Annotated in this window: 10 protein-coding genes; 8 read left to right on the plus strand and 2 right to left on the minus strand. The window is 40.1% G+C overall.

Going from position 1 to position 11,929, the window contains the following annotated elements; translation table 11 throughout:
• The first annotated feature begins 814 nt into the window (after positions 1–814).
• Complete coding sequence (ltrA, locus tag H5715_RS02475) at positions 815–2,158, plus strand: group II intron reverse transcriptase/maturase (RefSeq protein ID WP_075186125.1); 1,344 nt, start codon at positions 815–817, stop codon at positions 2,156–2,158.
• A 512-nt stretch (positions 2,159–2,670) separates the two neighbouring features.
• Here ltrA and H5715_RS02480 read toward each other — a convergent pair.
• Together H5715_RS02480 and tnpA are read right to left on the minus strand one after the other, a co-directional pair.
• Positions 2,671–2,919 carry a transposase gene (locus H5715_RS02480; RefSeq protein WP_075186124.1) on the minus strand — a complete coding sequence of 83 codons (249 nt, stop codon included), beginning with the start codon at positions 2,917–2,919 and terminating at the stop codon, positions 2,671–2,673.
• Positions 2,920–2,948: 29 nt separating this feature from the next.
• Positions 2,949–3,392 (minus strand): IS200/IS605 family transposase, encoded by a 444-nt coding sequence (gene tnpA, locus H5715_RS02485; protein ID WP_139309837.1) that lies wholly within the window; start codon positions 3,390–3,392, stop codon positions 2,949–2,951.
• A gap of 816 nt (positions 3,393–4,208) precedes the next feature.
• Between tnpA and H5715_RS02490 the strand changes: the two genes are divergently transcribed.
• From H5715_RS02490 to H5715_RS02520, 7 genes are all read left to right on the plus strand, one after another.
• On the plus strand, positions 4,209–5,228 hold the full coding sequence (locus H5715_RS02490; protein WP_139309893.1) for an HlyD family secretion protein: 1,020 nt from the start codon (positions 4,209–4,211) through the stop codon (positions 5,226–5,228).
• Positions 5,229–5,238: 10 nt separating this feature from the next.
• Positions 5,239–7,368 (plus strand): peptidase domain-containing ABC transporter, encoded by a 2,130-nt coding sequence (locus tag H5715_RS02495; protein WP_075187340.1) that lies wholly within the window; start codon positions 5,239–5,241, stop codon positions 7,366–7,368.
• A 115-nt stretch (positions 7,369–7,483) separates the two neighbouring features.
• Complete coding sequence (locus tag H5715_RS02500) at positions 7,484–7,672, plus strand: hypothetical protein (RefSeq protein ID WP_139309892.1); 189 nt, start codon at positions 7,484–7,486, stop codon at positions 7,670–7,672.
• 465 nt (positions 7,673–8,137) lie between these two features.
• Positions 8,138–9,325: an efflux RND transporter periplasmic adaptor subunit gene (locus H5715_RS02505; RefSeq protein ID WP_075187339.1), complete on the plus strand. Its 1,188-nt coding sequence runs from the start codon at positions 8,138–8,140 to the stop codon at positions 9,323–9,325.
• Between the two features lie 11 nt (positions 9,326–9,336).
• The gene (locus H5715_RS02510) at positions 9,337–10,032 is read left to right on the plus strand and encodes an ABC transporter ATP-binding protein (protein WP_175574321.1); all 696 of its coding nucleotides are present in this window, start codon (positions 9,337–9,339) and stop codon (positions 10,030–10,032) included.
• A complete protein-coding gene (locus H5715_RS02515) occupies positions 10,025–11,245 on the plus strand; it encodes an ABC transporter permease (RefSeq protein ID WP_175574320.1) in 1,221 nt (406 codons plus the stop codon). The genes H5715_RS02510 and H5715_RS02515 overlap by 8 nt, the downstream gene beginning before the upstream one ends.
• 216 nt (positions 11,246–11,461) lie before the next feature.
• Positions 11,462–11,914, plus strand: a complete 453-nt coding sequence (locus H5715_RS02520) for a cysteine peptidase family C39 domain-containing protein (protein ID WP_075187337.1) — start codon at positions 11,462–11,464, stop codon at positions 11,912–11,914.
• Positions 11,915–11,929: the final 15 nt, after the last annotated feature.

Genomic DNA, 11,929 nt, shown 5'->3' on the forward strand with positions numbered 1-11,929 from the left:
TTGCGTCAGGTTAACCGCTTTCGTTTCGTCGGTTGTTGGTGGATTCACTATCGTGGTAACGTTCTAGCGGTAGTGGTTAAGAGGTTCGTAGCAGGGAGAAGCCGTCAAAAATCCTCCCGTTCGCTCTTCTCGCCAGTAAGCTAACATTAATTTTAAATCAGGTGAGCACTGTTTTCGCCAGTGTTGAGTTAAGGCTCCACTAGCGTTTCGCAGCGTAGGTTTGTTCAGGCGTGTAGTTCGCAATCTAACAAGGCGCTATACCTCGGCCAACAAGTTGGCCTGGAGTGCGCCCGCAATTGCGCGCAATTAGTGCGGTGAAAGTCCGTTCCAAAGTAAGTTAGAACTTTGTAGTCGACCGTAACTGCGTTGCTGTGAAGCAGGGTGGGGAGAAACGGAAGACGAACTATCAGTCCGTAGTAAAGCGAACTCGTTTCGGTTTCATATTGTGGCGAGCCTTCTCCAGTTTGGCGAAGCCTGAAAAACACGGATAACGTTAACTAACGCTAAACGATTATTCGACGATATGGGATGGTTGGAGATGGAATGATGGGAAGATTGCGCGAGAGAAGCGGGGAGACCTACGCGCTGTAGTGACAGTGGGTAGGAGTCAGAGCCCTAATATTATCGGTGAGGATATTTTCTGAAAATTAATTGGTCTATTTCGAGTTAGCAGATTGCACTGCTTGAACAAAACACAGGTGATTCGTTTGCCGCTGAAATTGAATAGACTTGACGACAATTTGTTGAAGGGGAATATTTTTGAGACAAGCAGAAACCAAAGCTGCTTTTAGAAAAGTGGGGCAGGAAGATTGATTTGGAACGAATAGAACGTAGCCCTAATGGAGATCGCCTAGTGAGTGAAAGCTCTAAACCCCGATCAGAACCTCCGGATGAAAGACTATTTCGAGGGGAAGCTACGGTCTGGACAGACCGAATGCTTACGGCGCTGGGTGACGGCGTCAAAGGCGGTAAATGGCATAGTTTGATGGATAAAGTTTACGCCCTAAAAACGTTGCGCCTCGCTTGGAAGAAAGTGCGAGCGAACAAAGGTGCTGCAGGCGTAGATAATATCAGTATCGTTAAGTTCGACGCCCACGCTGCACGCTATATTGAAGAGCTCCACGACGCATTAAAGACACAATGCTATGAGCCAAAACCGGTTAAGCGGGTGTACATCCCTAAAGCCGATGGCGGAGAGCGTCCTTTGGGCATCCCTACGATAAAAGATCGTATTGTGCAAATGGCGATCAAGATGGTGTTGGAGCCGATCTTCGAGAATGAATTTTGTGATGATAGTTACGGATTCCGACCGAAGAGAAGCGCTAAAGATGCGTTACGTGAAGTAAACCGAGAGCTTCGTGCAGGCAAACACTGGGTAGTGGATGCGGACATCAAGGGCTACTTCGATGCAATCGATCACAGTCTGTTGATATCCATGCTGAAGGAATATATAGCCGATCAAACGCTACTAGGTTTGATCACATCCTACCTTAACCAAAACATCCTTGATGGAGTTGATGAGTGGACGCCCATAAAGGGTTCGCCGCAGGGCGCAGTCTTAAGCCCGCTTCTCGCTAACATCTATCTTACTGGTTTAGATAAAACAATAGGGGAATCGCACAAGATTATTCGCTATGCGGACGACTTCGTGATCCTTTGTCGAAGCCAGGAAGAAGCAGAGTTGGCGCTGGGAAAAGTGACCCAATGGACTGAACAGCATCAACTTACCTTACACCCAACCAAAACGAAGATTAGTCATGAGCTAAGCGATGAGCATGGTTTTGACTTTCTTGGCTATACGTTCCGAGAAGGTTTTCGTTACGCACGGGCAAAGGCCATCGACGGTCTGCGGAGTAAAATCCGAATTGGCACGCGGCGGCAGCCGGGTAAAAGTATAAAAGCGGTGATTGCTGGATTAAATCGCGTGCTGAGGGGTTGGTTCGAATACTTTAAACATGCGTGGTATACCCTTTTCCGCTTTATTGACGGCTTTGTTCGACGACGATTACGTAGTATCTTACGTAAGTATCTGAAGAAGAGCGGCGGTACAGGTAGGAATGTGTTGGACCACATAGCATGGCCAAATATCTTCTTCGCAAAACTAGGGCTTTTCACTATGCATGAGGCCTTTGTTAGAGCGAGTGAGTCACGATGTTGAAACAATCGACTGGAGAGCCGTGTGCGGGAGAACTGCATGCACGGTTCGGAAGGAGGGGAGAGAAATCTTCCCTACCCTTATCAAATTTTCCGTGGTTCGTTTTGCGCTTATTCGCTACTCTAGCACAAAACGCGCCATTCCAAATTTTCCGCGTATAGCGGCGTTATGCTTAACAAATCGTTCAATCAGACGTAAATTTCGGTGAGCCTTTTGGGTGGCTGCGCCACTTTAACCCAAAAGTCACCCCAAAAATTCCGCAGGTTAACGCGGCGGTTGAAGCCGTCGAAAAACTCCAAAAACAACAAAATTCCTGCTGAATTGACCACTTTATTGAAGTAAGATGGGGCTATTATCCATTTGCTGGAAATGCAGATGGTCAATAACTTCAAAGACCCTATGATTTAATGAAGGAAAAATGCTATTGAAAACGCCGACTACTGTTTTGAGCGGGAGATTGATGCCTATTTAGCGGACGGGGATATGCGATGACTCCCGATGAACAAAATCGTACTTTATTTCATTTCTTTCGCGAAGAAGGCACTTGCCTTTTTTAAAATTTCTTTCTCCATACGCAACTCTTTGACTTCTTTGCGCAGGCGTTTTAACTCTGCACGCTCATCTTCGACCAACACTTTCCCCTCAAGCTCGGCATCAATCTTTTCCTTCCATTTGTAAAGCATGTTTGTCGCGATCCCTAGAGATTTAGCCGCTTCAGGAACGGAATAGCCTTGTTCGCGAACAAGCGCTACAGTCTCGTCTATAAAAAACTCGGCCGCAAGCGACCGAGTTTTTAGAAGAGCCCCAGCTGCTTACTGTTTTCTTCACCTTTATTCATAGCTTCAAGTTGATTCTTAACATACTCGCGAATGACTTTTTCACTCGCATTTCCGATCGTTTCGACAAAGTAGCTTTGAGTCCACAATTTGCCACCCCAGAAATATTTATGCCTTATTTGTGGGTGTATTCGAAAAAACTCTCTTGCCGATAAGCTTTTGATTTTCTGCATAATACTTGATGGTGAATCTTTAGGCTCAGCTCTTACAACCATATGTATATGATCTACTGGAATCTCAAGCTCCACAATTTCTATATCGTAGTCATATCCGATCTTCTGGATAATGGCTTTCAAATCTGCTCGAAATGGTTCTTCAAAAACTTTATGCCTATATTTTGGTATCCATACAAAGTGATACATTATTCTATACACATGATGAGTATTTCGACGTAACTCCATAAGTTGGCTACCCCACAATGGCTAAAGCCATTGTACGCTATCCAGCTCGGGGGCAAGCCCCCGAGATTTACGCTATGCGGTTAAACTCTTTCGGGTACTGTTTGTATGTACGTTTTTGACTCATGATGGCACCTTAATCGTTGACAGTTATTGTCTCTCATTAACGTGTCCGGTGTCATTAGACCACTACACCCATTCCCGGTCCGCCACCGCCGTGGGGAATACAAAAAGTTTTGTGTAAATTCAAGTGGGAGACAGCATCGCCAAATTGGCCTGGGGAATACAGCTATATAATACCTATGGATTGGTGATATGGTTAACAAATTCTATAAATTTAAAATAGTAACCGACATTAATCTCATGCCAAAGTGCGAATTGAGAAAAGGAGAAACGTATAGCCGAATCTAGGCCAATTATTTATTCGTATCAGACGAATATTAATGTTAGAAGACTCATACAAATATAAATTGCTGTTCTTTCACAAAACGGAATTGTTGATAATGAGATGCATTCTATGGTTTTGTGAATGTGTTAATTAATCGTTATTTTGGTGCATTTATTGTTAACTGTCGCTAAATGAGGTTATTAAAACAAACAATATGAAACTATTTTTGGAGCACGATTGGTTAATTGAGTATGCAATATGTCTCGGATGAATATTTATAACGATTTAAATTAAAAAAAGTTGTATATGCTCAATCCTAAGAGTAATATAATCGCTCATTTCTTAGCCTTAAGTCATAGCGAATACGCAGATATTAAATTTTTAGCTGCAGTAATGCTGAGGTGGTCTTTGAATTTTCAAATGGATTTGTTGTGCATTTATTCCGTACTCAAGCGATAGAACATCGTAAGCAACGTTTATACGGCGATGTCATCTTACTTCCGAGAATTTCACATACATTAATCTTAGGTGGTCTCCTAGTATGGGTGGGCTTTCTATTATTGTGGCTTTTCACTAGTACTTATACCGAACACGAAACTGTACATGGGTGGTTGGAAGCACCAGGAGGTTCGGTGAAACTGTATCCCGAAAATTCAGGATTAATAAAAAAGTTATTAGTAGGGGAAGGCGAGAAGGTTACCAAAGGCCAGCAACTCATGGTCTTGAGAATTGAGCCCAAACTTAATACCAACAATCAACTTAATTGGCAGCTGTTTAAGGAATATGAACCGTATTGCCAATACCTTCATGCGCACTTGGCGCCTATAAAGTCTTTTCTTGGCAATAGTTTTATCGTAAAAATACAAACAGAGCAGAGTGAATTTAAGTTGCCAAGCGCGCTAATTGTCAAGGTTAGCGAGTTGTGTGAAACATTTAAAGGGTTTGCGAAGCAAGAAGCTCAGGATGGTGGTGAATACACACAAATACTGAAGGCACCTCAATCGGGTATCGTGAGTAACTTGCAGGTGCGAGAAGGTCAGCAGGTGCTTTTAGAAAATAATATGCCATTGCTCACATTAATGCCAAATGAGGCGAAGATAAAAGCCTATATATTAATTCCTGCCAGATTAGTTGGATCGTTAAAGCAAGGGCAATTACTTGATTTTGAATATGATGCATTTTCTTATCCAAAAGCCAGATTGTCACAGGGGGAGATTGAGAATATATCGAATACAATTCTATTACCTATTGATAGGCATAATGCTCCGATTGCGATTGAAGAACCAGTATACAGGGTTGCTGCGCGTTTATTATCACCTAACGTGCAGGTGTATGGCAAAAATTTATTTCTTAAGCCCGGGATGACTCTATCAGCGGATATTAGGCTAGTGGATCGAAAATTAATTGATTGGTTTTTAAGGCCATTTATCAGTTTAAAGGATAGAAAATAATGGAGAATGTATGATAGACGCGGTGCGCGCTGATGCCTTACTCAAATTCGGTAGTTCATATCGTTTGCCAATGATTTTGCAAACTGAAATGGCAGAGTGTGGTTTGGCATGTTTGGGAATGATTGTAGGTTATTACGGTTATGACACAGATATAATGAATTTGCGACGGCGCTATTCAATATCCAGTAAGGGCGTAAACTTAAAAAATATTATGAATATGGCCGCGGGACTACACCTTGCGCCAAGGGCACTACGTATTGAGCCTGAACATCTAAATCATGTTCAATTACCTTGTATCGCGCATTGGGGGCTTAATCATTTCGTTGTTTTAAAGGCAGTGAAAAAAAACAAAATGGTAGTGCATGATCCCGCTTTAGGAGTGCGTCATCTTGATAAGGAAGAATTTAACAAAGAGTTCACGGGTGTCATTTTGGAGTTGAGCCCTACAAAAGAATTTGAATTAGGAGAAGAAAAGCAATTACTTAAGCTAAGTGATTTTTGGTCTCGAATTGTTGGCTTAAAACGTAATCTAACACAAGTTTTAATGCTATCGCTAATGCTTCAGCTATTTGCGCTAATGGCTCCATTTTACATGCAGATTGTAGTCGATTATGTAATACCATCGCGTGGAGAAAGTTTTCTTATTGCGTTGGCTTTGGGCTTTTTTTTACTCATGATTGTGCAAATTGCCACGAACACACTGCGTGAATTCGTAATATTGCATATAGCTAATCGATTGTCTATGCAAATGTCTTCAAATCTGTTTCGTCACTTAATTCGCTTGCCCATAGAATATTTTGAAAAGCGCCATATGGGAGATATTGTTTCGCGTTTTGGTTCGTTAGGACACGTTAGAAACCTGCTTACTTACAGTATTGTGGCAGCAATAATTGATGGTGTTATGGCGGTGATTACCTTAATAGCTATGTTTTTATATAGCTCACAACTTTCGTTTATTGTGCTAGGTGTTGTTGCTCTTTACGGGGTATTCCGTTGGGTTTTCTTTCGGCCATTTAAGATGCTAACGGAAGAGCGTATTATTGCGGGTGCAAAAGAAAATTCTCATTTTATGGAATCTATTCGTGCAATTCAAACGATTAAGATATTCCAGCGGGAGAATGATCGCCAGGCTCAGTGGTTAAATAGTCTCGCAGCTGTAATAAATCGAGACATTCGCATTGCCAATTGGGGAATCGGTTATGGCGTTATTAACAGTTTCTTGTTTGGGTTAGGCAGTATTTTGATCATCTATTTTGCGGCAATATCTGTTATTGAAGGTGTGCTTTCATTAGGTATGGTCTACGCATTTATGAGTTTTCAAGGCAGGTTTGTTAGTGCTATGGATAGTCTTATTAGTAAGTGGGTGGACTTGAAAATGTTGGATGTGCATTTGGGTCGCTTAGCTGATATTGCATTCACTCCATCGGAAAATATTGATAGACATTCGATAATTGATAAACAAAATGTATTAGGTGAGGATTCTTATAGCCTGCAGAAAATAGCAGGTAAAATAGAGGTTCGTGATCTTTCATACCGATACAGCGAACATGAGCCTAACGTTTTTAAAAATATTAGTTTTACCGTTCAGCCGGGTGAATCGGTCGCTATAACCGGCCCGAGTGGGTGTGGAAAAACCACAATACTCAAGTGTCTTATGGGGCTATTAAAGCCAACAGAAGGTGAAATTCTGATTGATGATATACCGCTTAAAAATATATTACATTATCGTAGTCAAATTGCAGGCGTTATGCAGGAGGATCAATTGTTGAACGGCGATATGGCTGAAAATATTAGTTGTTTTTCGACTGAGCTTCAGATGGATGAAGTACATAAAAGTGCGCGCATGGCTTGTATTCATGATGATGTTCTAAAAATGCCAATGCAGTATAACACGCTAGTTGGTGATATGGGGTCAAGTTTAAGTGGTGGCCAAAAACAACGAATAGTATTAGCTCGAGCACTGTATAGCCAGCCTCGAATTTTATTTATGGATGAGGCAACTAGCCATCTCGATTTGGGTAATGAATCTGTTATAAACGATAATGTAAAAAGTCTTGATATTACTAGAATAACGGTTGCACATAGAGGTGAAACAATAAACTCTGCAGACCGAATAATAAATATGAATCTTCAATTTTAAAATATAGTTTTAATCGAATTAAGGACTTTTGAATTGGAAATGCTTGCGAGCATTGGCGTAGTGCCAGCGAAAAGGAATTTGCATTACTTTTAATTATTAATTAATGGAGTAAGATATGAGTAAAGATGTGAGTGAATTAACGGGTATTCGTGGGTTGAGTCTTGATGAAATTGAGTCGGTAGTTGGCGGTGGTTTTTGCTACTCAGTCTGTTCAGTAGTCTACTCAATGGTATGTACTGGCACCGATAATGTCCGAGAATGTACCTATATTAGCAACCAATTCTGCCATGATGTTTGCAGTTAGATGGTTAATGTTGCGCTCAGAAAATGATAAAAAAATATAGGTAGCTGTTGGGTGGTGAGCGGTTAAATCTTCCATTGCTTGCTTTAGCTACACTTTAAATTGGTTTACCTGTGGCACGCCGCAAAATTCTTCTGAGGTTGGTTTTTCTCGTTTTTTTGGCGTGCTGTTTTGTTTCTTAAAAAGATTATGTGCTCATTTGTAAGGAAGGATTAACCAGATGCTTATTAGGTAGATTGTTGCGTTATAGGCTCTAGAGAAGAGGTGGTCTCTATACTATTTGGTTTTCACCGCTGTACGGAATGAGTTCTGGTGTTTTAAAGTTAATTGGCGAATTTTCACTAGTTGAATAATGATGACTGCTATTGCGTGGGTAAGTTTATTTAGATATCTTTTGTTGTTTGCTCTTACGGTTTTGTTTGAATTGACAGTGGTTTGCGACGGCAACTATATTAATAGAGATGTGGAATGAAAAAAAATATTTCCATTATCGTTATTATGCTTTTAGTAGCTACAATAGCGCGGCCATTTATTTTTGTTAAAAGTGAAACACTTGCACTGCAAGCTGAAGAGTTACAATTTCGAACACTAAGTCGGTCAATAATTGCTTCAGGCAACCTAAATCATGAAGATAAAGTAAACTTGAGTACAGAAGTTATTGGAAAGATAAAATCACTTTTAGTAAAAGAAGGAGACCGTATAGCTGAGGGGCAATTGTTATTAATAATTGATGATGAAGCTTATCTCTCTGCGGTAGAACAAAATGAAGCCGCTGTACGCATGCAGGCGATTATGGTGGAGCGATCAGAATTAAGATATGAAAACGTACTGTTACAATGGAAAAGATATAAATTAATTTTTGACAAAAGGCTTAGTGATGAGCAAACGCTTGAGCAGGTTGCTTTCCAGTTGTCTTCCTCAAAATTAGATATTCGTGCCGAGAAGGAACAATTAGCTCAAATGGAAGCACAGTTAGCGCAAGCTAAGGGCAATCTTGCAAAAACGCGCATATACTCACCAATTAAGGGTGTTGTTACATCGTTGTCTATTAAGGTTGGTGAAACGGCGGTTTCTGGAACTATGAATTTTTCAGCATCTAGCTTGATGACAATAGTAAACCCTTCCACTTTATACGCAGAAATCAATGTAGATGAAGCGGATATTAGCAATGTCAGTATAGGTCAGCATGTTGAGGTTACTGCTATTGCTTATTCTGAACACCCATTAAACGGTGTAGTATATTTTATTGGTGAAACTGCTAGAACCGTGAATGGTCACAATGGTTTAAGCTTTTCCGTTAAAATCCGTTTGGAAGAAAAAATTACTTTAAAACTTTTTTCAGGCATGTCAGTACGTGCTGAGATTTTTCCCAATGGTAGGGTTGAAAAGATAGCTGTACCTATTCAAGCAGTTTTTAGTCCTCTAAATAAAGATAATAATAATTATGTGTTTGTGAATAACAACGGCAAGGCTCGACGCGTAGCAGTAGTATTAGGAACGAACGATGATGAGTACCAGGAAATCACTTCTGTTTCAAAAGGTGAATTAAATGTGGGGGATCAGGTTATCGTCGGCCCTCAACGCTTTATGCAGTCTATAACAGATGGCAAAACTATTTCTACAGCATTGTCTTCGGTATCCAATGTTGGACGTTAGTGACAGTAATTATGGCTTTTATTGTGTTGGAAAATATTTTAAAACAGTATTTTGTTGGTCAACAAACTGTGTCTGCGTTAAGCGGAGTTGATTTAAGAATAGACAAAAACGAATATATCGCCGTCACGGGCTCGTCTGGTTCAGGAAAGTCTACGATGATGAATATTTTGGGCGCACTTGACAAGCCTACTAGTGGTACTTATTTGCTCAACGGGATTAACGTAAATACACTTAATCAAGATGAGCTGGCGGATGTGCGCAACTTAAGAATTGGGTTTGTTTTTCAAAGTTTCAATTTATTGACTCGAATGTCTGCACTGGGCAATGTAATGCAGCCACTAGTGTATCGCGGCATAGGGTCGAAGGAACGCAAATATGTAGCACAAATGGTCTTGGAGAGAGTAGGTCTTGGCGAACGAGAGAATCATCTGCCCAATCAATTATCTGGCGGCCAACGCCAACGCGTTGCGATAGCTCGTGCACTGGTGACAAAACCTTCCCTTTTATTGGCGGATGAGCCAACTGGTAATTTAGATACTGTTACATCTAACGAAATTATGAACCTTTTTGATGAATTACATCAGGAAGGAAACACTATAGTAATAGTTACGCACGAGTATGAAATTGCTCGTCGATGCGATAGGGTGGTTTACATGCAAGATGGAAAAATTGCGAAAGACCAAGTTAGAAAATCTAAACGTGTTTAATATTATTGAATGTTTTCGTTCGGCTCTTTTTTCTATTAGAGCGCATAGCTTTCGTAGTATTTTGACTGTGCTTGGTATTATTATAGGGATTGCTTCAGTGATCGCTACTATTTCTATAGTACAAGGTTTAAGCGAAAGTATCAGTAAGCAGTTTGAGGGTTTGGGTTCAAAAAGTTTAACTGTTTCATCGTATACTTCTTATGAAGACCGGCTAAATCAGCATATTGCTCGTATTACGCCTAGTGACTTTGAAAAAATTAATGACAATATTAGTGGTATAGATTATACGTCGCCGGTGCTTAGCCCTAATTTTTCGAGCAAGGTGCGTTATGGTGCAAGGACGACTTCAGGGAGACTTATTGGTACTACCAGCACTTATTCTAATGTTAATAAACTGTTTGTTGAAAATGGAAGGTTTCTGTCTGAGAGAGACAATAAAAGGCGCCGAAGAGTTTGTGTCATTGGCGTGAAGGTGCGTGACGATTTAATGTTGCCTATAAATCCAACGGGAGAATTTATTGAAGTTAATTCTGAATGGGTCAAAGTTGTAGGCCTTATTGAGGCAGGTGAGCGTATGTTTCCATTTAAACACGATAATACAATTATTTTTCCTTATGAAACAATGCAAAGCCTAAATGGTAATCTGGCGCAAACTGATATTCAAATACAGTTAGCGGTAAATCACTTGAGCGATGCTGATATAGTGGCAGAAAATATTCGAAACCTTTTGAGGCGAACACGTAATATCAGGGAAAAAGATGATGATTTTAAAGTGAAATCTTCAGATGAGTTAAAAAAGTCTTTCTCTGAGATTGCTGTAACAGTTACTCTTGTAATGGGAGGAATTGTATGTATCTCGTTGTTGGTGGGTGGTATCGGGATTATGAATATAATGCTGGTTTCTGTTACCGAACGTACTAGGGAAATTGGTATATGTAAAGCTATCGGTGCAAAGCGAAAGCATATTCTCTCACAGTTTTTAATCGAGTCTATCGTGTTATGCATGTTAGGTGGAATAATTGGCCTTTTTTTTGGTTTTTTAATAGCAAAGGGAGTAGCAGCTGTGATACCAAAAATCGACTTCATATATATACCTTGGTGGTCGGTATCAATTTCTCTCGGTTTTCCAATCGTTATAGGGTTGGTGTTTGGGATAGTGCCTGCAATTAAAGCTGCCAACCTCGATCCAATTGAATCATTGCGTTATGAATAAGTAATAACCTGACTTAACGTTAATCGAGTAATGTGAGTAACCTTTATATAGTTTAGAAGTGAATATTATTATACACCCAAATAGCATCCCCTTTGAATTAAAGGATGCTCGACTCGCATTCTAGCACGGAAGTCATTGATAGCATTTTTATTTGTCGGGCCTCGCCCCGTAAGAATTTAAAGTAATAGCAGGAACTATTTACCTAAGAACATAAATATGTCAATTTTATTAAATATTCGGAAATTATTGGGTTTGACTCAAGTCTATCCAGACTTTGGAATTTACTATATCAAGCAGCGCAAGCAAGGTGAAGATGCTCTTGCTTGCGTCGCTATGCTGCTTAATTACCATGGTCAAAACGTGTCGTTTTCAGTTTTTAAAAATAAATATAGTCATTTTAGAAATATTTCATCGATAAATAAACTAAAAGAACTTTGTGACTTAAACGGCTTGCACATGCAATATTTTGACGGGAATTTCATTGAGATAAAGAATGTTGATTTACCCTGTATTATTCGATGGCGAATGAATAGATATGCTGTGCTCTTAAAAGTTAATCATGAAACATTTTATGTTTTTGATCCTGCCTGCAAAAGATATTCATATCACCAGTATGAGGTGGAATGTTACTATTGCGAAAGTGCACTAGTTGTTTGCTCGCAAGAATAACCAAACGAGCTGGAG

This window comes from Teredinibacter haidensis, from assembly GCF_014211975.1.
GTDB classification, from domain to species: Bacteria; Pseudomonadota; Gammaproteobacteria; order Pseudomonadales; family Cellvibrionaceae; genus Teredinibacter; species Teredinibacter haidensis.